Consider the following 22,150-nt stretch of genomic DNA (forward strand, 5'->3'; position numbering starts at 1 on the left):
CGGGCTAGCGTCCTGATTTCAGTTCCGCCCACATACGCGTTTGCAAACGCTGTACAGGCAGTGGTTGAGGCTTAATCACAAACAAGGTTTGTGCAACATCGGCGGGTGGGTAAATCATGACGTTGTCCGCCACTTCTTTCACCACAAACTCACGCGCTGATTTGTTCGCATTGGGGTAGAACATGGTGTTCGTAATTGCCGCATGCACTTCAGGCGTTTCAATGTAATTGATAAATGCGTGTGCAGCTTCTACGTTAGCGGCATCTTTAGGGATAGCCATGGTGTCAAACCACACCGGTGCGCCGCCCTCAGGAATGTAGTAATCCACTTTGTAGGTTTTACCGGCTTCTTTAGCACGGTTGGCTGCAATCATGACGTCGCCAGAGAAGGCATACACCATACACAGATCGCCCGTTGCCAGCTCATCAATAAACCCGGAGGAACTGAACTGACGGATGTACGGACGTATTTGCTTCAACAGCGCCAACGCCTCTTTGTAGTCTTCTGGGTCTGAACTGTTGGGATCTTTGCCCAAGTAGTGCAGTACGGCTGGGAACACCTGTGCGGCTTCATCCAGAACAGAGATACCGCAGGCTTTTAGTTTTTCGGCGTTTTCAGGCTTGAACAACATATCCCAGTTGCCCAGCTCTACATCGTCACCAAAAATTTCGCGTACTTTGTCGACGTTATAGCCCAAACCATTGGTGCCGTAGCCCCATGGGATCAAGTACTCATTACCAGGGTCTACATCAGCCAGCACAGCCATGATATCGGGGTCCAAGTGCTCCCAGTTGGGCAACTTGCTTTTGTCCAGTTTTTGGAACAACCCACCTTCAATTTGACGTGCTGCGTAGTGGGTAGAAGGCACCACTACGTCATAACCGGATTTACCCGTTAGCAGTTTGGCTTGCAACGTATCATTACTGTCATACACATCATATCGAACCTTAATGCCGGTTTTTTCTTCAAAACCCGATAAGGTATCTGGAGCCGTGTATTCCGCCCAGTTGTACACATTCACAACTTTTTCTTGGGCCAAAACAGAAGTAGCTGAAAAAACCAGCGCGGCACCCAACAGGGTGTGTTTTGCATAACCGAAGTTCATTGGCGAACCCCTTTTTTGAAAACGTACAAACCAAAAACCGTGATGATAGCGGTTTTACTATGGCAAGGTCATCGTTTATTTGGCCATTGTTGCAGATAAGCCCGATTTACGTCTTCCCACCATAAGCCTCCAGCAGGACCACACACTTTTTGCAGCGATCGCTGTAGGCGCAGCAGGTTACCTTGCCGCTTTTTATCATCCATGCTGACGCGTCTGGCTCGGTCAAAATCGATAAGCCAAACTTGATCAAACGCATCGACCAAAATATTGTAAGCATTGAGATCGGCGTGCCACACGCCAACTTCGTGCATCGCCAAAATCGCTGTAGCCACCGCCTGCGGATCCACCTGATCTAAACAAGTCGCCAACGGCTGCACATTAGGCACGCGCTCTACAATGATGGCTGCTTCGTAAGACCACCCAAAACGCTGGTACATAGCGGCCAATGGCATGGGTACGTGTTGAGGAATACGTGACTGCAAATACTGCATCACCACGAATTCTGCCCATGAACGCGTATTGCCTGCCCCCATCCACGCATAACGTTGATGCACCACTTTGCCCACTAAGCCACCGCGCCTATAAAAACGCAGCACGCCTTGCATGTCTATGGGCAAATCAATGAACCATGCTGCCTGACGCCCACCTTTGCTCACTTTCTCTGCACGCAAATCGGGGTTTTCAGGATCGAATAGCGTTTCGTCGAACACCCGCCCCAAAGGGTTGGCGTACAAGGTGTGATACTGACCATGATGCACATGGAAGGTACGTGAATCCAGCAATGTCATATCAAATCTTTAGAAGCAAAAGCACCATGATTAACAATAGCATGCAGGCAAAAATCAGTTTCAACCGTGGCTCCGGCATACCATGTGCCAACCGCACACCTACCGGTACTAAACAAATACTACCCAGTGCCATGGGAATACCAATGCTCCAGTCTACCTGCCCGTGAGACGCATACGTCAGCAGCGCCACCATCAGCCCTGGCAGCACCATGGTCAAGCCCAGCGCTTGTGCATTGAATTGTGAGAGTTTCAAAAATCGTGTGAGTACAGGGACCGCAATCACCGAACCACCCACACCAAAAATACCGCCAGCAAGCCCTGCTAGTACGCCCACTACAGCAAATATCCATCGTGGATAATCTGCGGCTTGTTTAGTCGCCGGTGCTCGACGACGACGTAATGCAGCGCTCTGTTGAAAATAGTATAGCGCCACCGCCAATACAAACATGGCATAGATCAAACGCAAGGTAGATGAGGGTAAACTCAGCGCGAAAAAAGCCCCTATCCACGTAAACAAACTGGCACTGGCCGCGCCCGCTATCGCAGAACCTCTATCTATACGTGCATATTGGTTATATTTTCGTATGGTCAATATGACTGCTGGCAACACCATAATCAGTGCCGTTCCCTGCGCCAATTGCTGATCCATATTCTGCAGCAGCACCAGCAGTGGAATCGCGAGCAAACCGCCCCCAATACCTAAGATGCCACCGATAAAACCAATGGCAGCACCAATGACCATGAACAGCATAATTTGCAGCACTATGTCCATGGTTTATCTGGACCTTACGCGGTCTACAGCCTCTTCAATACGCGATACAGGCCACACCTCTAAGCCCTCGATGGCCTGACGTGGCGCATTCGCTTGCGGAATCAATGCAATACTAAAGCCCAGTTTCGCAGCCTCTTTCAAACGTTCTTGCCCGCGTGGTGCTGGACGAATTTCACCCGACAACCCCACTTCACCAAAGGCCACCAAGCCTTCAGGCAACGCTTTATTATTCAGTGACGACATAATCGCCAACAACACGGCCAAGTCGGCTGCTGGTTCGGTAATACGTACGCCCCCTACCGCGTTTACAAACACGTCTTGGTCATATGTCACGATACCCGCATGGCGATTCATAACTGCCAACAACATGGCCAAACGGTTACCTTCCAAGCCTACCGATAAGCGACGCGGGTTAGGAACGTGCGCTGTATCCACCAAGGCTTGTATCTCTACCAATAATGGGCGAGTACCCTCTTGAGTAGCCATCACACACGAGCCTGGTACTTTTTGCTGATGCTGCGACAAAAACAAGGCTGATGGGTTACTCACCCCACGCAAGCCTCTGTCGGTCATGGCAAACACACCCAGTTCATTCACCGCACCAAAACGGTTTTTGAACGCACGTATCAATCGGTATGAAGAGTGTGTATCGCCCTCAAAATACAGCACGGTATCCACAATATGTTCTAACACTCGTGGACCAGCCAACGAACCATCTTTGGTCACGTGGCCGACGAAAACGATGGAAATGCCATGCTGCTTGGCAACCCGCGTGAGTTGCGCCGCGCATTCACGTACTTGCGAAACCGAACCGGGAGCTGCGCTTAGCTCGCCTGAGTACAACGTTTGAATAGAATCAATCACCGCCACCAACGGACGGCGTTCTATTAACGTTTCGATAATGGACTCTAAGCGTATTTCTGCTAAAAGGTCTACGCCTTCGGTATCTACGGCCAACCGTCTCGCACGCAATGCAACCTGTTCGGCAGACTCCTCACCGGTTACGTACAACACCGGAGCGACCTTAGCTAAGGCCGTCATGGCTTGCAGCAACAAGGTGGACTTCCCTATACCTGGATCACCACCCAGCAAAATCACACCGCCGGGCACTAAACCACCACCCAGCACCCTATCGAACTCTTCTATGCCGCTAGGTTGGCGTGGTAGTTCTCGTGCTTGTACTTCCGTGAGTTTTTGTACTGGACTTGCACCCGCTAACGCCGCAAACCGGTTGGTTTCCCCTGCGCCGCCCGAGCTGTCTTTAAACTCTTGCAGAGTGTTCCACTCATTACAATGCGGGCACTTGCCTTCCCAGCGCGGGCTTTCACCCCCGCACTCTGTACACACAAAGGTAATCTTTGCTTTTTTTGCCGCGCGGCGCTGTGTCACCATAAGGGTTTACCGTCCTGCCAAACTGCTTCCACCATCTACACCAATTTCCTGCCCCGTGATGTAGCCAGCTTCATCACTTAATAAAAATGCCACCACTGCGGCCACTTCACTGGCTTCAGCAATACGCCCCATAGGAATAGAGGCCAAGGTTTTTTTCTCGGCTTCGCCACCATGAGGGTGTCCTGCACGGAAAAGCTCTGTTTCCACAGGCCCTGGAGACACCGCATTAACCGTAATGCCAAAAGGCGCAAGCTCTAACGCCCATGTGCGTGAACAACCTAACAAGGCGCTTTTGGCTGCCGAGTAACTGGTGCGATCATAAGCACCATTCACGGCACGGCTACAAATGTTCACGATACGCCCTTCTCGGCGCGCTTTCATGGACGGCACAAAAGCTTGTGTTACCTGTACCGCCACACGCACATTCAAATCAAACACTTCGTATAGTGCAGCAAGGTCTACTTCACCCAACGGGCTGGGTCGCACAATCCCTACATTATTGACGATGGCATCTACAGGGTATTTTTCGCGAATCAATCGCAACATTTCTTCGGTTTCACCTGCATTGGTCAGATCGCATGCATAGAGATAGCCCGGAAAGTCTATATCTTGCGTATTACGCGCCAACCCCACCACATGCGCCCCCGCATCGGCCAAACGCTGACTGATCGCCCAACCTATACCTTTGGTGGCACCTGTTACCAGTACACATTTATTTTTCATTGTAGACCTCGCGATTATTCTGCTTGAAAGTCTAAACCAGAACGTGGCAATACACTAAGGGGTGAGTACCTTGCGCCACACTGTGCTTTATACTTGCTACATGTCTGTAGATCACTATGAAAACTTCCCCGTCGCCTCTGTTTTACTGCCTAAAGCTTTGCGCCCGGCCGTACATGCCATCTATAGGTTTGCGCGCAGTGCCGATGATATTGCGGATGAAGGCGATGCGAGCACCGAAGAACGCTTGACAGCCTTACACAACTATGAAAAGGCATTGCAACAGCTAGAAAATGGGCTGCCGTTATCAGCCGAGCTCGCTGAGCTGCGCCCTATTTTTATGCCGTTGGTGGCACAAATACAGCAACATCAGTTGTCGTATCAACCCTTTCATGATTTGTTATCGGCCTTTTGCCAAGATGTGCAACAAAGCCGCTACAACGAGCTACAAGAGCTACTGGATTACAGCAGTCGCTCTGCTAACCCTGTTGGGCGATTAATGCTGGGTTTATATCGTGCGGATAACGCTGAAAACCTACATTGGTCGGATGCCATCTGTACAGGCCTGCAACTCACGAACTTTTGGCAAGACGTGGCGATTGATTGGCAAAAAGATAGAGCCTATTTGCCACAAGCACTCATGCGCCACTATGGGTTGCCTGAGGATTTCCCTAGTCAGTGCTTGCACAACCCTGATGCCTATTTACACCCTGCCTGGCAGCAACTTATGCAGTTTCTTGTGAACCATGCCCGTCACTTATTAGTAAGCGGTTCACCCTTAGTCAAACAACTTCCAGGGCGTATGGCCTTAGAGCTAAAGTTGGTAATCTTGGGTGGCTTGCGTATACTTGAACGCCTTGAGCAAGTAGGCTTTGATATGTTCCATCAACGCCCCGTTCTGGCCAAAGCCGATTGGGCCCGTTTGATATGGCGTAGCCTACAACCACTGCCTTCCCCTACTCTTTGATAGATGCCCGCTACGCAGCATGAGTCCTGACGAATATTGCCAAAACAAAGCCGCCCAGAGTGGCTCCAGCTTTTATTATGCTTTCCTGTTTTTGCCACAGGAGCGGCGTCGCGCCATTACTGCTCTTTATGCATTTTGCCGAGAAGTAGATGATGTAGTAGATGAAATACGCGAAGCTTCTGTAGCACGCATGAAACTGGTCTGGTGGCGCGAACAAGTAGATGCGCTTTACCAAGGGCAAGCTACTCATCCCGTCATGAAAGCACTGTCAGAGCATGTAACCGTCTACGACATTCAGGCTGAAGAGTTGTTAGCCGTGATTGATGGCATGGAAATGGATCTGGACGAAGTGCGTTATGAAACTTGGGAAGACCTACAACGTTACTGTTGGCATGCAGCTGGCGTTGTTGGGGTGATGTCAGCCAAGATTTTTGGTCAGACCTGCCCTGAAACTACTGAGTACGCACAAAAACTTGGGCTCGCTTTCCAGCTCACCAACATTATTCGTGATGTAGGTGATGATGCCCGCCGTGGACGTATTTATCTGCCCATTAACGAATTGGAAAAATTCTCGGTTAAAGGCGTAGATATTTTAGATCGTCGTCACAGCAGCAACTTTGAAGCATTGATGGCGTTTCAAACAGAACGCGCCTACGGCTTGTACCGTGATGCACTGCAAAGCCTGCCCGAGCAAGACCGACGCTCCCAGCGCCCCGGCCTCTTAATGGCGGCTATTTACCATGCATTACTGGTAGAAATCGCCCGCGACAAATGGCCTGTGTTGGATCAGCGTATTTCGCTCACCCCCATACGCAAATTCTGGCTAGCGTGGAAAACTTGGGTACGCGGCGGACGTAATCTGAAACGCCTTTTTGCCCGATGAATATTGCCATTGTTGGTGCAGGTTGGGCTGGCGCAGCAGCAGCCAGCCAACTCAGAGCTCAACACCACGTCACTGTTTTTGAAGCAGCACGCCAGTTAGGCGGTAGAGCCCGCTGCGTCCCACACAGCGTATTTGGCCATCCTATAGATAATGGCCAACATTTAATGCTAGGGGCCTACACCCAAACCCTACAGTTGATGCGCACCTTAGGGTTGGATACGGAACAGGCTTTTCACCGCACCGAGCTTGGCATTATCAGTGCCGACGCTCGCTACCAATTACGCGCCAAAGCCCTACCCGCCCCCTTTCATATGGCTGCGGGCTTACTGATGGCTAAGGGCTACAGTTGGTCAGACAAATACACCCTTATTCAGTTGCAACTCGCTTTGCAACGACAGCACTGGCAAGTACCCGCCCAACAAACCGTCTTGCAGCTTCTGCAACAGCATCAGCAAAGCCACACACTGATTGAGCACTTCTGGCAGCCCCTCTGCTTGGCGGCCATGAACACCCCCATAGACATAGCCTGCGCACAACTGTTTGCCAACGTACTGCGCGACAGCTTAGGGGGCAGTCGTGCTGACAGCCAAATGCTGATTCCAAAGCAAGATTTGTCTACGCTATGGGCAAGCCACGCGCTCAAACACTGTGAGCTACTACTGGGCCATCGTGTTCAGCACATCACGCCCGATACAACGGGAGTGCTCATCGATGGCCAGCACTTTGATGCCTGCATCGTGGCCGTAGCATCCTATGACTGTGCCCGACTGCTGGGGCACTTAGTGCACTCAGCGGCTGAGCAGTCATGGCTGCAACACATTCAAGCCATACGCCATCGCCCTATCGCTACCCTGTACTGGCAACCACGTAGCCCCTGGCTAGAGCCTGAACCCTTGTTGATGCTGCACGAACAACCACACAAACAACACTACGGCCAATGGTTGTTCAATCACCATGCTATTCCCAATAGCTTTGCACGCAACCTGATTAGTGTGGTGATCAGCAATGCGGATGATGCCAGTTTGTTAGGCCGTGAAGCGCTGGTTCAAAAAACGGAAGAACAGCTACGCACGCAAACACACTCGCGTAGCCCTCTACCGGCGTTTGAACAACACGAGTTGATTATTGAAAAACGTGCCACCTTTGAAGCCACACCCAGTACGTTTAGACCAGAAGAAAACACCTTCTGGCCAGCGATTAAATTAGCCGGTGACTGGTTGCTAAACCCCTACCCTGGGGTATTAGAGGGTGCCGTACGCAGTGGCATTAAAAGTGCCCACGCCATACTGCAATCACAGCACACATAAAAAAAGCTGAAACGCAAAAACGTTTCAGCTTTTTTATGCCTACTTACCCCTACTTACTGAGGCAATGCAGCAATCACTACAATTTCCACGCCCAACTTAGGGTTCGCCAATTCGACTTTACCCGTTGCACGTGCAGGTGGATTTTGTGGATCAATCCACGCATCCCACACAGCATTCATGGCAGCGAAATCCTTCATGTCGCTAAGCCAGATCGTGGCTTGCAAAATGTTGGACTTGTTGGTGCCAGCCAAGGCCAAAGCACGATCAACCTCGGCCAATGCGGTACGAGTTTGCTCTGTGATATCTTGGCCTTCGTTACCAATCTGGCCAGCCAAGTACACGGTATTACCGTGCACCACAGCTTCACTCATTCTGGCGTTTGGTTCAAAACGTTGAATACTCACGCTGTGCTCCTTGATTCGTGGCGTGATAATTAAATAGCCGCGTGTGTTTCCACATAACGACGGATTTGCTCTACATCAGCATCCAGCACTTCAACTTTCTGTGGCAATGCAGCCAAGTGTTGCAGGTGTGCAGGCACTGGTGCAGGTTGGCCAATAGCCTCTTCAATAGTTTCAGAGAACTTGGCTGGCAGTGCAGTTTCCAATACCAACATAGGGATGCCATCTTCCACGTACTGAGCAGCTACTTTCACGCCATCTGCAGTATGCGGATCAATCAGCACACCCGTTTCTTGGTGTACGGAACGAATGGTTTCCAAACGGTCGGCGTGTGAGCTAGTACCTGCAACAAAGCCGTAAGTAGTTTCGAACTCCGCTTTTTTATCGCTAAGATCGAAATAACCTTGTGTACTCAATTGCTCCCACAATGCGGCCAACGCTTTAGGATCACGGCCCAGCAGGTCAAACACAAAGCGCTCAAAGTTAGAGGCTTTGGAAATATCCATGGATGGACTGGATGTCGCATAGGTGTTTGCAGAACTACGAGGCTTGTACACACCAGTACGGAAGAACTCTTCCAATACGTTGTTTTCGTTAGTCGCCAATACCAGTTTGCGTACAGGCAAGCCCATTTGTCTAGCGATGTGACCCGCCAGAATGTTGCCGAAGTTACCTGAAGGTACGGCAAAAGATACCTCTTGGCCGGGTTTCTCAGTCGCACGCAACCACGCCCAGAAGTAGTACACCACCTGAGCCGCAATACGCGCCCAGTTAATGGAGTTCACCGCACCCAAGTGCCAACGCGATTTGAAATCTAAATCGCCTGCCAAGGTTTTAACGATGTCTTGGCAATCGTCAAACACACCTTTAACTGACAGGTTATGGATGTTTTCGTCTTGCAAGCTGTACATCTGTGCGCGCTGGAATTCGCTCATGCGGCCAAATGGTGACAGCATGAATACGTTCACCCCTTTCTTGCCTTTAAGCGCGTACTCGGCTGCAGAGCCGGTATCACCAGAGGTAGCCCCCAGAATGTTGATGGTAGTGCCACGTTTGGTCAGCACGTACTCAAACACTTGGCCCAAGAATTGCATGGCCATGTCTTTGAAGGCCAAGGTTGGACCTTGAGACAAGCCCACCAAGCTGATTTGGCCTTTCAATGGCTTCAGAGGCACCATCACACCGCCATCGTACAGCTCTGGGTTGTACGCTGCGGCTGTCAACGCTGCCAAATCGGCACGGGGAATATCAGTCACGAAACGCGACAGAATTTCTAGCGCCAACTCGTTGTAAGGCAGTGCACGCCAGCTTTCTAGTGTGGCGCTATCAATCTGAGGATATTGCTCAGGAATGGCCAAGCCACCATCGGGAGCCAAGCCTTCTAGCAAGATATCCGAGAACGCTTGGGGGGCCATGCCCCCGCGAGTAGATATATAGTTCATTACAAGCTCTCCACGCGCAAGCGGATCAAGTTGGAGCGTACAAATGGCAACTGTTGAATTTGTGCTGTAGCTTGATCGATATCGCCTTCACGAGCAACGTGTGTCAGGAAGATAATATCGGCTTCACCATCTTGAGCCGGCTCTTGGAACATGGACTCAATAGAGATACTGCCTTGTGCCAAAATACGTGCCACATCTGCCAATACGCCAGGCTGGTCAGCCACGCGCAAACGCAGGTAGTAAGCGGAACGCACATCTGCCATAGGCAGAATTGGCGTATCAGCCATCGCGTCTTGTTGGAAAGCCAAGTACGGCACACGGTGCCCTGGGTCTGCGGTCATCAAACGCGCCACATCCACCAAGTCAGCCACTACCGCCGATGCTGTTGGCAACTCGCCTGCGCCTGCACCGTAGTACACCGTAGAGCCTACAGCATCACCATGCACCATCACGGCGTTCATGGCACCTTGTACGTTAGCCAACAAGGAGTCTGCGGGCACCAAAGTAGGATGCACGCGCAGTTCAATACCTTCTTCGCGATGACGAGTAATGCCCAACAGTTTGACGGTATAACCTAAGCGCTCAGCGTGACGAATGTCTTCTGCCGCCAATTTGGTAATACCTTCGATGTGCGCCGTGCTGAACTGCACCGGAATACCAAACGCCAACGCCGACAGCAATGTCAGTTTGTGCGCGGCATCTACACCTTCGATGTCAAAAGTAGGGTCGGCTTCGGCATAGCCCAATTTCTGTGCGTCCGCCAACGCTGCCTCGAAAGACAGACCACGCGAACGCATTTCGGACAGAATAAAGTTGGTTGTGCCGTTGATGATGCCCGCTACCCATTGAATACGGTTAGCGCTTAACCCTTCACGAATTGCTTTGATGATAGGAATACCACCGGCTACAGCAGCTTCAAACGCTACCATCACACCTTTGTTATGTGCAGCGGCGAAAATTTCGTTGCCGTGCACAGCCAACAAGGCTTTGTTTGCCGTGACCACATGTTTGCCTAATTCAATGGCACGCATGATCCAGTCTTTAGCCAGGGTTTCACCCCCAACCAATTCCACCACCACATCAATGTCTGGATTGTTAACCACATCCATACCATTGGTGCTGATACTGACGCTGTCACCCAACAAGTCACGTGCTTTTTGCACGTCACGTACGGCTACAGCGACCACTTCAATTCGTCTCCCTGCACGTCTAGCGATTTCATCTGCGTTCTGTGTCAGGACTTTCCAGGTGCCACCACCTACTACACCTAAACCTAGCAAACCAACTTTTATTGGACTCATTTCAACAACCCGTCCTTTCGGAACATATCTTTGATACCGCGTACCGCTTGTCGTGTACGCTGCTCATTTTCTATCAGTGCAAAACGCACATACTCATCGCCGTACTCACCGAAACCAATACCGGGGGATACCGCTACTTTGGCGTCTGCCAGCAGGCGTTTGGAAAACTCTAATGAACCTTGAGCACGGTAAAACTCAGGAATACGAGCCCAGATGTACATAGATGCTTTTGGCACATCTACATCCCAACCAATTTCTTTCAAACCTTTAGCTAATACATCGCGGCGGCTACGGTATTGCTCCACCACTTCTTTAACGCAATCTTGTGGACCATCTAGTGCGGCAATCGCTGCCACCTGCAGCGGTGTAAACGTGCCATAGTCATGGTAGCTTTTGATACGAGCCAAGGCGGAAACCAATTCTTTGTTCCCTACCATGAAACCAATACGCCAGCCTGCCATGTTGTAGCTTTTACTCATGGTGAAGAACTCCACCGCTACATCACGAGCACCTTCTACTTGCATGATGGAAGGCGCTTCATAGCCGTCAAACGTGATATCGGCATAGGCCAAATCGTGCACCACCAAAATGTTGTGTTCTTTCGCCAAAGCCACAATACGCTCAAAGAAGGACAAGTCCACACATTGCGCGGTAGGGTTGCTTGGGAAGCCCAAAATCATCATTTTTGGCTTAGGAATAGTTTCGCGAACCGCACGTTCTACTTCTTCAAAGAAGTCTGTACCAGGAATAACGGGAACGGAACGAATATTGGCACCCGCAATCACCGCACCATAAATATGGATAGGGTAGCTAGGGTTAGGAACCAAAACGGTGTCACCTTGATCTAGCGTAGCCAGCATCAAGTGAGCCAAACCTTCTTTGGAGCCAATAGTCACGATGGCTTCATCATCTGGGTCGATTTGCACGTCGTAACGACGGCCGTACCAATCAGAGATTGCCTTACGCAAACGAGGAATACCGCGGGAAACAGAGTAGCCGTGAGTGTCTGGACGGGCGGCTGCTTCAACCAGCTTATCCACAATATGCTGTGGTGTGGCCCCATCGGGGTTCCCCATCGACATATCGATAATATCCTCACCGCGACGGCGCGCCGCCATTTTCAATTCGCCAGTGATGTTAAATACATAGGGCGGTAAGCGTTCAATACGGGGAAAACTGGTCATGATCGTCCTTGAGATCAACAAAAGCCTAGAAGGAATACGTGCTAAACCAACAAGTTTAATCTATCGCTGGCAAAGAGGAAAACATCTGCAAAATATTGGCAACACCCTAGTTTGCGCTATGATCATAATTGTTCTCTGGAGATGCGCTGTGCTATTGCAAAAAGAAAACAATCCTCACCTAAATACGATTACCGCTTATGGCGATGATTACGTGGAAATCAACCGCGAAAAACATCACCAAAGCATCTGGTTTATGCCTGAAGGTGCTGTACAGCCCTTGGCCATCACATCAGTCAGTCAGATTACGCCAGATACGCTGCGCATGCTGGCAGGCCTTGATAACGTTAAGCAAGACCCGATGGCGTTCTTAGAAGGTGCGCCACAAACTCTGCCCGATGATGCCCCCGAAGTATTACTGGTGGGCACTGGACTGCGTCAACAAATGCTACACCCTTCGCTTACCGTAGAGTTACTGCGTTTACGCATAGGCGTGGAAGTTATGGATACGCCCGCTGCCGCTCGTACCTACAATATTTTGATGTCTGAAGGCCGCAGGGTTGTGGCCGCCTTACTACTCTAAGGAGCACCTATGACTACCTTGGCTGTTGGCCAACCCATCCCCGCTTTTACCGCTGAAAGCACACAAGGCACTATTTCTGCAGACTCGCTGAAAGGCCATGCCTATGTGCTGTATTTTTACCCACGCGACAACACACCTGGTTGCACCACAGAAGCGCAAGGCTTTAGAGACGCTAGTGCTGATTTTGAAAAGCTGGGTGTACGCATTATTGGCGTGTCACGCGACAGCATGAGCTCGCACGAACGTTTCATCGAGAAACAGATGCTACCTTTTGCATTAATCAGTGACCCCGATGAAACACTGTGTGAATTATTTGCTGTCATGAAAATGAAAAACATGTACGGTAAACAGGTACGTGGTATTGAACGCAGTACTTTTTTAGTGAATGCCGAAGGCAAACTGGTACAGGAATGGCGTGGTCTGCGCGTCCCCGGCCATGTTCAAAATGTACTAGAAGCCGCCCAACAACTTTAGTCCTAAGCAGACTGTTCTACTTGGACTGACTCAGTCAGGAGCACTGAATACATGCCTCTACCTCCGCTGCCCAAACGCCTCGGTAGCACTCTGGATGCACAAAGCGTCCGTGCTACCAACTCTAGTAAAAAAACAGCTAGCGCTGCCAAGAAAGCAGCTCCAGCCCCCAAACCAGCGTCAGTGGCCGCCCCTTCAGTTCCGGTTTCTCAACCCTCAGCTGTGGCAACAGCCGAGGTTCAGACCACAACCCCTGCACCGGCGAAGCGCACTGAACGTCGCAGCACACCGCCTACTAGCGCAGCGAAAAAACCGATTCGCAGCAGCAAACGTAACCAAGCACATAAACTGTTTGTGCTGGATACCAACGTCTTACTGCACGACTCGAACTCACTATTTAAGTTTGAAGAGCACGATATCTACTTGCCCATGATGGTGCTAGAAGAGCTAGACCATCAGAAAAAAGGCATGTCTGAGGTCGCTCGTAATGCACGGCAGGTGAGCCGCAACCTTGATGGCTTAGTGGGCGATAACACACTAGATCATGGTTTGCCGCTAAACGCGTTAGGAAACATCGAAGCCAAAGGGCTGTTGTTTTTCCAAACCGAAGCCATGGATGCCGACTTAAACGTCAAGCTGCCACTGGGTAAAGCTGACAACCTCATCTTGAATGTAGTCAGTGCGTTGAAGCAGACTATCACCGATAAAGATGTGGTGATGGTGTCTAAAGACATCAACATGCGCCTAAAGGCCAAGTCATTGGGTCTGCTGGCTGAAGATTACCTGCACGACCAAGTATTAGATGACTCTGACCTGCTGTACGAAGGCGCTCGCGCCCTGCCCGACGACTTCTGGCGCAAGCATGGCAAGAAGCTGGAGTCATGGCAGCAAGCCGGCGCGACCTATTACCGCATCCACGGCCCAATCTGCAATCAGCTGCACGTTAACGAATTCGTGTATACCGAAGGCGAGCAACCGCTGTATGCACAGGTAAAAGAAGTAACTACCAGCACCGCTGTATTAGCGACTATCCGTGATTACAGCCATCACAAAAACAATGTCTGGGGCATTACCGCACGTAACCGTGAGCAAAACTTCGCACTGAATCTGCTCATGAACCCTGACTGTGATTTTGTGTCATTACTCGGCCCTGCTGGTACAGGTAAAACCTTGCTCGCAATTGCCACTGCTCTAACGCAAACGCTAGAAACTCGCTTGTATAGCGACATTATTATCACGCGAGCCACGGTGCCCGTAGGTGATGATATTGGTTTCTTGCCCGGAACCGAAGAAGAGAAAATGGCGCCGTGGATGGGTGCGCTGGAAGATAACTTGGAAGTGCTGCACCTTGGCTCTAACAACCAAAAAGGTGGTTCAAACAACAGCTCTACCGAGAACAGTCGTAATAGCACCATGGAATTGATTCGCTCTAAGATTCAAATCAAATCCATGAGCTTTATGCGTGGTCGTACTTTCCTCAATAAATTCCTGATTATTGATGAAGCGCAGAACTTAACCCCCAAACAAATGAAAACACTGGTAACCCGTGCGGGCCCAGGTACCAAAATCGTTTGCTTGGGTAACTTGTCGCAAATCGATACGCCATACCTCACCGAAGGTAGCTCTGGTCTGACCTACGTGGTAGATCGTTTTATGGGCTGGCCACATTCTGGTCATATCACCCTACAACGAGGCGAACGCTCCAGACTGGCCGATTACGCCAACGACGCACTCTAACGTCCCAATCCCGCCCCGGCATCACGCCGGGGCTTTTTTGTTTTTTGCACTATGACTGACCTTAGCTCACTTCCCTTGGGCATCACCATGGGTGACGCTGCTGGCATTGGCCCCGAACTGATTGTGTCCCTGATACACCAAGGGCTTCCTCACCCTACTGTGGTGTATGGCGATAGCGGCATTTTGCGTCGTGCAGCCAAAGCATTAGGCGTAGCGCAGCACGTTACTATCGTCGACGCTGACACCTTGCCTGCAGACCAAGCCATACCTGAACACACCATTGCCGTACGCAATCGCTGGCAAGCCCTACCCGCTGACCTCCCCTTTGGTGAAATCAATGCGCAAGCTGGACGTGGCGCATACGAATACCTGTGCCACGCCATTGATGATGCACAAGCTGGGCGTATACGCGGCATTGTGACGGCTCCTTTACACAAAAAAGCCATGCAAGCCGGTGGCATTGATGCCCCTGGCCATACCGAAATTTTGGCCGAGCGATCAAACACCCAAGACTTTGCCATGATGCTCGCCAATCACGAACTACGCGTATTGTTAGTCACCATACATATGGCACTGGCCGACGTACCTCGTCATATCACCTTTGACGCTGAGCTACGCGCTATACGTTTAGCACACCTAGCCTGTAAGCAAGCCGGCATTGCCGTTCCACGCATTGCTGTGGCAGGTTTAAACCCTCATGCCGGGGAAGACGGGAAGTTTGGTCAGGAAGAGCAGCAGGTGATTACACCTGCCATACAAGCGGCCTGCGCTGAAGGCATGCAAGTCACTGGCCCATGGCCGGGTGACACCATCTTCATGCGTGCTCGTAAAGGGGAGTTTGATGTGGTGGTTGCTCAATACCACGATCAAGGCCTGATCCCAGTGAAGTATTTGGGTGTGGATGAAGGGGTTAACGTGACCGTAGGTCTGCCCTTTGTGCGTACCAGTGTAGACCACGGCACCGCTTTTGATATCGCAGGTAAAGGGATTGCAGACCCCTCATCCTTGCGTGAAGCTTTTGACATGGCACTGCGCATGAGCGCAGCACCAGTCGCTTGATACGCCTTATTCGTTATCGACGTAGGCGTTACCACTAGTGTAGTTAAGAAAGCGCGTACTGGCCCCTTGGAAGGCGACACGCACGGTTCCAATAGGACCATTACGCTGCTTACCAATAATCAGCTCTGCCGTGCCCTTATCGGGTGAATCGGGGTTGTACACCTCGTCACGGTAAATAAACAGAATCAAGTCCGCATCCTGCTCAATAGCACCTGATTCACGCAAGTCACTCATTACCGGACGTTTGTTGGGGCGTTGCTCCAGACTTCGGTTCAACTGTGACAGCGCAATCAACGGGCAATCTAGCTCTTTAGCCAAACCTTTTAGGGATCGACTGATCTCTGAAATCTCTGTTGCACGGTTTTCACTACCGGAATTACCTGACATCAACTGCAAGTAATCGATGATGATTAAACCCAGCTTGCCGCACTGTCTGGCCAAGCGTCGTGCGCGTGCACGCACTTCCATCCCCGACAAACCGGGGGTTTCATCAATATAAATCTGTGCTTCTTGTACTTTCTGTACAGCGTGCGTGAGCTTAGGCCAATCTTCGGCCACCAGCTTACCCGTACGCATACGGTGCTGATCCAGCAAGCCCACAGAACCCACCATACGCATCGCCAACTGTACGGCCCCCATCTCCATGGAGAACACGGCAACAGGCAAGCCTTGCTCAATCGCTACGTGCTCACCGATATTCATGGAGAGCGAGGTTTTACCCATGGAAGGACGCCCTGCTACAATCACCAAGTCACCTGCTTGCAGGCCTGATGTCATGCGGTCTAAGTCTACAAAACCCGTGGGAATACCCGTGATTTCGGAATCGCCTTCACGGTGATAGAGTTCGTCAATACGCTCTACTACCTGAGTCAGCAAGGGCTGAATTTCTAGAAAACCAGCACTACCTCTGGAACCTTCTTGGGCAATTTGGAAGACGCGCGATTCGGCATCATCCAGAATTTGGCGTGCTTCTTTACCTTGCGGGTTAAAAGCTGCCGACGAAATTTCATCCGCTACTGTTACCAGCTTACGCAACATGGAGCGTTCGCGCACGATCTCGGCATAGCGACGAATATTCGCGGCCGATGGCGTGTTGTGCGCCAGCGCGTTTAAATACTGTAGACCACCTACCTCTTCTGCTTTTCCGGCTGTGGATAACGATTCATATACGGTCACCACGTCGGCAGGTCTACCCAAGCCAATGAGACGCGTAATATGCTGCCAAATAATACGGTGATCGAAACGGTAAAAGTCTTCGTCTACCAAAATATCAGCGATACGATCCCAGGCTGCATTGTCCAATAACAAACCACCCAATACCGATTGCTCGGCCTCGATGGAATGCGGCGGAACACGCAAATAATCTAGTTTAGTATCCGTATTAGGAATGTCTTCAGCCAACGCTAAACCCCATGAAAAGCAAAAGAAAAAGCCGGCTAGGTGCCGGCTTTTTTCACACGTGGTACACCAATATAAAATGTACCATGTCTGCGTGCTGATTAGTCGATATCGCCTTCAACGATAACGGTCAAATCAACAACTACGTCTGGGTGCAGAACCACAGCAACGGTGTACTCACCAACTGCTTTCAGTGGGCCATCAGCCAAACGAATTTGCGAGCGCACGATGTCTGCGAAGCCAGAAGCTACCAGCGCACCAGCGATGTCCATGTTTGTCACGGAACCAAACAAACGACCATCAACGCCAGCTTTTTGAGTCAGTTTCACACTGTGCTCAGCCAATTTAGCGCCTACTGTTTGAGCAGTAGCCAGACGGTCGGCTTGTGCTTTTTCCAATTCAGCACGACGTGCTTCGAATTCTTGGATAGCACTGTCAGTAGCACGACGGGCCATTTTACGTGGCAGCAAGAAGTTACGAGCGTAACCGTTGCGTACACGTACTACGTCGCCCAAATCGCCCAAATTTACAACTTTCTCTAGCAGAATAATTTGCATGACTTAGCTCCCGAATTATTTGTGATTATCGGTGTATGGCAACAACGCCAAGAAGCGAGCACGCTTAATAGCGGTGTCAAGCTGACGCTGATAATGAGCCTTAGTACCAGTCAAACGTGCAGGAATGATCTTGCCGTTTTCTTGGATGAAATCACGCAATGTGTCCAAATCTTTGTAATCGATTTCTTTAACTTCAGCTACTGTGAAGCGGCAGAATTTACGACGTTTGAACAACGGATTCTGCTGACCAAATCTGCGGCGTTTATCTTTGCCGCCTTTACGACCAAAAGCCATGATATACCTCTGTATTGTTCCGGGTTAGCCGGAAATTTATTTCGTGCGGTACAACCCGCACCTTGACTTACACAACAACCGCTGCGCTGCCTGGATAAAGAATTCGTACATCTTGTATGTGCACAATCATTCTTACCGACGCTTTTCGCAACGGGGCGATAAAACCTGTAATTTCTAGTGTTGCCCCTAACGGTACATCGACTAGCAACAAGGCTGTATCACCAAGCGCCACGGCATCAACCTGAAAATCAAGACGGCGTTTAAGACCGGCTTCCATTACTTCAGACTGGTGTTGCAATGTCAGCTCTATCGCTGGTAATCCTGCTGGGGTGTAACGTAGCTCCCCGGGACTTGCAACAACAGCTGTAAATGACAGGTGATTCACGTACGCTGTTGGAACCTAATTAGGACTCGGAGACTTCTTCGTCCTGCTCGTCAACTTCGTCCTCGTCGTCAGCTTGGCTGTCGGCGCTAGCGCGACGGCTGTCTTCACGCTCTACGGACTTCATCATGACGGATGCGCCTTCAGGAGCATCATCAGTTTTGGCGATCAGGTAACGCAGAATAGCATCGTTGTAACGGAACGAGTGCTCTAGTTCATCCAAAGTGCTCTGGCCGATTTCGATGTTCAGGCAAACGTAGTGAGCCTTGACCAGTTTCTGGATAGGGTAAGCCAATTGGCGACGACCCCAGTCTTCGTGACGGTGGATTTTACCGCCTTCGGAAGTGATGATCGCCTGATAGCGCTCAACCATGGCGGGCACTTGCTCGCTTTGGTCGGGGTGCACAATAAACACTACTTCGTAGTGACGCATGAAACAACTCCTTGTGGATATCGCCTGAAAAAACGTTTTCAGACACGACAGCCCACCCTATACAGCTAGGTGAGCAAGAAACCAAGTATTCTACCTCGCGATAAGGCGTCTACACAAGCCTTATCGCAAATAAATGCTGAGTCGCGTTAGCCTTCCACCACAGCATAGGCTGAGTGGTTATGGATGGACTCGAAGTTTTCTGCCTCGATGCGGTAGTTCAATACCGATGGCATATCACGTACCAACACGGCTACATCACGCACCAAGTCTTCTACAAACTTGGGGTTTTCGTAGGCTTGTTCAGTCACGTATTTTTCATCCGTACGCTTCAACAACCCCCACAACTGGCAAGAGGCTTGCTCTTCCACTTGTTGGATCAGCGCATTGATATCTATCGCCGCAGGGTCTTCCAATACCAAATTAACGGTAACGTGGGAGCGCTGGTTATGCGCACCGTATTTAGAAATTGCTTTGGAGCATGGGCACAAGCTGGTTACTGGCACCAATACGCTGAGCTCAAACTCGGTATCGACGCCGCCATCGGCAGTACGCATCACACTCGCAGACCAACCCAACTCGTAATCCAACAAGCTTTGCACGCCAGATACGGGGGCAGCCTTGTTGATGAAGTAAGGGAAAGAAACGGTCATTTCGCCTGCTTCGGCTTTCAAGAGATCTAGCATTTCTGCAGCGATCTGACAGTACAGCGTCGAAGAAATTGGAGTCTGGCGGTATTTTTCCAACAGCTCCATGAATCTGGACATGTGCGTGCCTTTTTCTTCAGGCGGCAACGCAACGGTTAGTTCCCACTCGCCCACGGTAGGTGCAGCATCGCCTGCCATTTGCACAAATAAGGGGTAACGCACACCGCGCACACCAACCTTTTGAATGGCAACGTGGCGGGTGTCCACACTGCTTTGCACGTCCGGCATTGTTCCAGCCGTTTTAGTAATACTCGTCATGATAATTGTCCAAATATGCCCATCTGGACATAGCTGAGAAAATCGTAATGCTTTAATTATGAAATAGATACACGCTGCGCTCTCACTATAACCCCACTATCATCAGGCGTATAAGAGAGCACAGCTAAGAATTAGGCTATTTATTTTCCACAAAGGTGTTCACAGACTGCTGAATGCCGGCGGCATCCAAGCCCAACTGCGCATGCAAGACTTTCTGATCACCATGGTCAATAAATACGTCAGGGTATCCCAAGTGCAACATAGGCCGTACCAAGCGCTGACTGGCGAAGAATTCACCTACAGCACTACCCGCACCACCCATGATGGCGGCATCTTCAACAGTGACAAAATGCGTGTGATCAGGCGCCAGTTGTAGCAACAAGGCCTCATCCAAGGGTTTCACAAAGCGCATATCCACTACCGTAGCATCACAGGCCTCGGCAGCTTGCATGGCTGCTGGCAACAACGTACCAAACACCAAAATAGCTGTATTTTTACCTTGTCGACGTACCACTGCCTTACCGATTTCTACGCCTTCCAAACTCTCACTAACTGCTGCCCCTACCCCCGTGCCACGAGGGTAGCGAACAGAAGATGGGCCTTCATGCAAATAGCAACTGTTTAACAGTAGACGGGTTTCATTCTCGTCGGAAGGTGTCGCAATCACCATGTTGGGCACACATCGCAAAAAGGCGATGTCGTAATTACCCGCATGGGTAGCGCCATCCGCCCCCACTAGGCCCGCACGGTCCAAAGCAAAGGTCACATCCAAGTCTTGCAACGCCACATCATGTATCAGTTGATCGTAGCCACGCTGCAAAAAGGTGGAATAAATCGCCACGACGGGCTTTTGCTTCTCACAGGCTATACCCGCAGCAAACGTCACAGCATGCTGCTCTGCAATACCCACATCAAAATAGCGCTCAGGAAAACGTGACTCAAACTCTACCATGCCGCTGCCCTCACGCATGGCCGGTGTAATACCGTACAAACGTTTATCGTGAGCGGCCATGTCACAGAGCCATTTACCAAATACTTGAGTGTACGTTGGCGAGCTAGGTGCTTTGCCTTGACGTATACCGACTTTTGGATCGAACTTACCTGGGCCGTGATACAGCACAGGGTCAGCTTCGGCCAACTTGTACCCCTGCCCTTTTCGAGTCACCACATGTAAGAACTGCAGACCACCGCGCTCTTGCAGGTTTTCTAGGGTAGGAATCAACGAATCCAGATCATGGCCATCTATAGGGCCAATATAGTTAAACCCCAGCTCTTCAAACAGGGTAGCGGGCGCCAAGACGCTTTTCGCATGCCCTTCAAAGCGTCGCGCTAACTCTAGTACAGGCGGCACGTGTTGCAACACGGCTTTGCCCATATGTTTAGCTGCCGCATAAAAACGGCCAGACATCAAACGAGCAAAATAACGATTCAACGCCCCCACAGGTGGCGAAATCGACATATCGTTGTCATTCAATATCACCAGCACATTCACACCAGGCGTTACACCCGCGTTGTTCAATGCCTCGAACGCCATCCCTGCCGTCATCGCACCATCACCAATCACCGCGATATGTTGACGCGAAATGCCTTGGTTACGAGATGCCACCGCCATGCCTAGCACAGCAGAAATAGACGTGGATGAGTGCGCCGTACCGAAATCGTCGTACTCAGATTCGCTACGCTTAGGAAAACCGGATATGCCATCCGCCTGACGCAGACCACTCATCTGCTCACGTCGGCCAGTCAGAATTTTGTGCGCATAAGACTGATGGCCCACATCCCACACAATGCGGTCATGTGGCGTATTGAATACATAGTGCAAGGCTACCGTCAGTTCTACGGTTCCTAAGTTGGACGACAAGTGGCCGCCCGTGCGCGACACAGAGTGCAAGATAAACTGACGAAGCTCTGCCGTCAGCGTGTCCAGATCACCCCGGCTTAGAGCACGTAAATCCTTAGGGGACTGAATTTGTTCAAGTGAAACGGTAGTCATAAAAAAATACTGATCCAGTACG

At 50.7% G+C, this 22,150-nt stretch carries 23 protein-coding genes; 7 read left to right on the plus strand and 16 right to left on the minus strand.

Annotation, left to right across the window (positions count from 1 at the left end):
- Window positions 1-4: 4 nt before the first annotated feature.
- The 5 genes from ACLPHM_RS16475 to ACLPHM_RS16495 form a co-directional block, all read right to left on the minus strand.
- Window positions 5-1,105 carry a polyamine ABC transporter substrate-binding protein gene (locus tag ACLPHM_RS16475; RefSeq protein ID WP_430222300.1) on the minus strand — a complete coding sequence of 367 codons (1,101 nt, stop codon included), beginning with the start codon at window positions 1,103-1,105 and terminating at the stop codon, window positions 5-7.
- A gap of 68 nt (window positions 1,106-1,173) precedes the next feature.
- Window positions 1,174-1,893: a 3-deoxy-D-manno-octulosonic acid kinase gene (locus tag ACLPHM_RS16480; protein ID WP_430222301.1), complete on the minus strand. Its 720-nt coding sequence runs from the start codon at window positions 1,891-1,893 to the stop codon at window positions 1,174-1,176.
- A gap of 1 nt (window position 1,894) precedes the next feature.
- Window positions 1,895-2,665, minus strand: coding sequence for a sulfite exporter TauE/SafE family protein (locus tag ACLPHM_RS16485; protein WP_430222302.1), 771 nt, complete (start codon window positions 2,663-2,665; stop codon window positions 1,895-1,897).
- Window positions 2,666-2,668: 3 nt separating this feature from the next.
- Window positions 2,669-4,057: a DNA repair protein RadA gene (radA, locus tag ACLPHM_RS16490; RefSeq protein WP_430222303.1), complete on the minus strand. Its 1,389-nt coding sequence runs from the start codon at window positions 4,055-4,057 to the stop codon at window positions 2,669-2,671.
- 6 nt (window positions 4,058-4,063) lie between these two features.
- Window positions 4,064-4,780, minus strand: coding sequence for an SDR family oxidoreductase (locus ACLPHM_RS16495; protein ID WP_430222305.1), 717 nt, complete (start codon window positions 4,778-4,780; stop codon window positions 4,064-4,066).
- Window positions 4,781-4,880: 100 nt separating this feature from the next.
- On the opposite strand from ACLPHM_RS16495, the gene hpnC reads away from it, so the two are divergent.
- From hpnC to hpnE, 3 genes are read left to right on the plus strand one after another with little or no spacing between them, the layout of a single operon-like run.
- Window positions 4,881-5,744 carry a squalene synthase HpnC gene (gene hpnC / locus ACLPHM_RS16500; protein ID WP_430222306.1) on the plus strand — a complete coding sequence of 288 codons (864 nt, stop codon included), beginning with the start codon at window positions 4,881-4,883 and terminating at the stop codon, window positions 5,742-5,744.
- A gap of 19 nt (window positions 5,745-5,763) precedes the next feature.
- The gene (gene hpnD, locus ACLPHM_RS16505; protein WP_430222307.1) at window positions 5,764-6,627 is read left to right on the plus strand and encodes a presqualene diphosphate synthase HpnD; all 864 of its coding nucleotides are present in this window, start codon (window positions 5,764-5,766) and stop codon (window positions 6,625-6,627) included.
- Window positions 6,624-7,934, plus strand: a complete 1,311-nt coding sequence (gene hpnE / locus ACLPHM_RS16510) for a hydroxysqualene dehydroxylase HpnE (RefSeq protein ID WP_430222308.1) — start codon at window positions 6,624-6,626, stop codon at window positions 7,932-7,934. The genes hpnD and hpnE overlap by 4 nt, the downstream gene beginning before the upstream one ends.
- Before the next feature lie 53 nt (window positions 7,935-7,987).
- On the opposite strand, the gene ACLPHM_RS16515 is transcribed toward hpnE, so the two are convergent.
- Genes ACLPHM_RS16515 through alaC form a run of 4 tightly spaced genes read right to left on the minus strand, consistent with a single transcriptional unit; the run spans window position 7,988 to window position 12,262 of the window.
- Window positions 7,988-8,338 (minus strand): RidA family protein, encoded by a 351-nt coding sequence (locus ACLPHM_RS16515; protein ID WP_135866178.1) that lies wholly within the window; start codon window positions 8,336-8,338, stop codon window positions 7,988-7,990.
- 29 nt (window positions 8,339-8,367) lie between these two features.
- Window positions 8,368-9,777, minus strand: coding sequence for a threonine synthase (gene thrC, locus ACLPHM_RS16520; RefSeq protein WP_430222309.1), 1,410 nt, complete (start codon window positions 9,775-9,777; stop codon window positions 8,368-8,370).
- Window positions 9,777-11,078: a homoserine dehydrogenase gene (locus ACLPHM_RS16525; RefSeq protein WP_430222310.1), complete on the minus strand. Its 1,302-nt coding sequence runs from the start codon at window positions 11,076-11,078 to the stop codon at window positions 9,777-9,779. The genes thrC and ACLPHM_RS16525 overlap by 1 nt, the downstream gene beginning before the upstream one ends.
- Window positions 11,075-12,262: an alanine transaminase gene (gene alaC / locus ACLPHM_RS16530; RefSeq protein ID WP_430222311.1), complete on the minus strand. Its 1,188-nt coding sequence runs from the start codon at window positions 12,260-12,262 to the stop codon at window positions 11,075-11,077. Before alaC ends, ACLPHM_RS16525 begins: the two co-directional genes overlap by 4 nt.
- Before the next feature lie 148 nt (window positions 12,263-12,410).
- Here alaC and ACLPHM_RS16535 point away from each other — a divergent pair, with 148 nt between their 5' ends.
- The 4 genes from ACLPHM_RS16535 to pdxA are packed head-to-tail and all read left to right on the plus strand — an operon-like array spanning window position 12,411 to window position 16,109.
- Entirely contained in the window at window positions 12,411-12,842 is a 432-nt protein-coding gene (locus ACLPHM_RS16535) for an Mth938-like domain-containing protein (protein WP_430222312.1), read from the plus strand.
- A gap of 9 nt (window positions 12,843-12,851) precedes the next feature.
- The gene (locus tag ACLPHM_RS16540) at window positions 12,852-13,316 is read left to right on the plus strand and encodes a peroxiredoxin (RefSeq protein WP_430222313.1); all 465 of its coding nucleotides are present in this window, start codon (window positions 12,852-12,854) and stop codon (window positions 13,314-13,316) included.
- 51 nt (window positions 13,317-13,367) lie between these two features.
- On the plus strand, window positions 13,368-15,050 hold the full coding sequence (locus tag ACLPHM_RS16545; protein ID WP_430222314.1) for a PhoH family protein: 1,683 nt from the start codon (window positions 13,368-13,370) through the stop codon (window positions 15,048-15,050).
- A 51-nt stretch (window positions 15,051-15,101) separates the two neighbouring features.
- Window positions 15,102-16,109 carry a 4-hydroxythreonine-4-phosphate dehydrogenase PdxA gene (pdxA, locus tag ACLPHM_RS16550; protein ID WP_430222315.1) on the plus strand — a complete coding sequence of 336 codons (1,008 nt, stop codon included), beginning with the start codon at window positions 15,102-15,104 and terminating at the stop codon, window positions 16,107-16,109.
- A gap of 6 nt (window positions 16,110-16,115) precedes the next feature.
- Here pdxA and ACLPHM_RS16555 read toward each other — a convergent pair whose 3' ends face one another.
- From ACLPHM_RS16555 to dxs, 7 genes are all read right to left on the minus strand, one after another.
- Window positions 16,116-17,510 carry a replicative DNA helicase gene (locus tag ACLPHM_RS16555; RefSeq protein WP_430222316.1) on the minus strand — a complete coding sequence of 465 codons (1,395 nt, stop codon included), beginning with the start codon at window positions 17,508-17,510 and terminating at the stop codon, window positions 16,116-16,118.
- Window positions 17,511-17,608: 98 nt separating this feature from the next.
- Complete coding sequence (gene rplI / locus ACLPHM_RS16560; RefSeq protein ID WP_430222317.1) at window positions 17,609-18,064, minus strand: 50S ribosomal protein L9; 456 nt, start codon at window positions 18,062-18,064, stop codon at window positions 17,609-17,611.
- Between the two features lie 15 nt (window positions 18,065-18,079).
- Complete coding sequence (rpsR, locus tag ACLPHM_RS16565; RefSeq protein ID WP_135862647.1) at window positions 18,080-18,358, minus strand: 30S ribosomal protein S18; 279 nt, start codon at window positions 18,356-18,358, stop codon at window positions 18,080-18,082.
- A gap of 67 nt (window positions 18,359-18,425) precedes the next feature.
- Window positions 18,426-18,743: a primosomal replication protein N gene (priB, locus tag ACLPHM_RS16570; protein WP_430222318.1), complete on the minus strand. Its 318-nt coding sequence runs from the start codon at window positions 18,741-18,743 to the stop codon at window positions 18,426-18,428.
- 19 nt (window positions 18,744-18,762) lie between these two features.
- Window positions 18,763-19,173, minus strand: coding sequence for a 30S ribosomal protein S6 (rpsF, locus tag ACLPHM_RS16575; protein ID WP_430222319.1), 411 nt, complete (start codon window positions 19,171-19,173; stop codon window positions 18,763-18,765).
- 146 nt (window positions 19,174-19,319) lie between these two features.
- Window positions 19,320-20,135, minus strand: coding sequence for a GTP cyclohydrolase FolE2 (folE2, locus tag ACLPHM_RS16580; RefSeq protein WP_430222320.1), 816 nt, complete (start codon window positions 20,133-20,135; stop codon window positions 19,320-19,322).
- Window positions 20,136-20,271: 136 nt separating this feature from the next.
- Window positions 20,272-22,128 carry a 1-deoxy-D-xylulose-5-phosphate synthase gene (gene dxs / locus ACLPHM_RS16585; protein ID WP_430222321.1) on the minus strand — a complete coding sequence of 619 codons (1,857 nt, stop codon included), beginning with the start codon at window positions 22,126-22,128 and terminating at the stop codon, window positions 20,272-20,274.
- Window positions 22,129-22,150: the final 22 nt, after the last annotated feature.

The organism is Paenalcaligenes sp. Me131, assembly GCF_050487225.1.
GTDB lineage: Bacteria > Pseudomonadota > Gammaproteobacteria > Burkholderiales > Burkholderiaceae_B > Paenalcaligenes.